We start from the raw sequence: 236 nt of genomic DNA, 5'->3' as shown, positions 1-236 counted from the left end.
GCTACTATTCATAAGATAGCTTTAATAGATTATCATAACACTTATTGTTTGTCAATCTATTTTTTAAAATGGTGCCCAAACGCGGAATCGAACCACGGACACGGAGATTTTCAGTCTCCTGCTCTACCGACTGAGCTATCTGGGCACATGGTGGGCCTTCAAGGACTCGAACCTTGGACCTACCGGTTATGAGCCGGGCGCTCTAACCAACTGAGCTAAAGGCCCATAATATATTT

2 tRNA genes are annotated in these 236 nt (G+C 44.1%); both read right to left on the bottom strand.

Features of this window, described 5'->3' with window-relative positions:
- Nucleotides 1–69: 69 nt before the first annotated feature.
- A tRNA-Phe gene (locus BN358_RS17945) sits at nt 70–145 on the bottom strand.
- A gap of 3 nt (nt 146–148) precedes the next feature.
- Nucleotides 149–225, bottom strand: a tRNA-Ile gene (locus tag BN358_RS17940).
- Nucleotides 226–236: the final 11 nt, after the last annotated feature.

Source organism: Sedimentibacter sp. B4, assembly GCF_000309315.1.
Classification (GTDB): domain Bacteria; phylum Bacillota; class Clostridia; order Tissierellales; family Sedimentibacteraceae; genus Sedimentibacter; species Sedimentibacter saalensis.
Note: the sequence above shows the minus strand (reverse complement) of the source record. Positions and strands in the feature narration are given on the sequence as shown.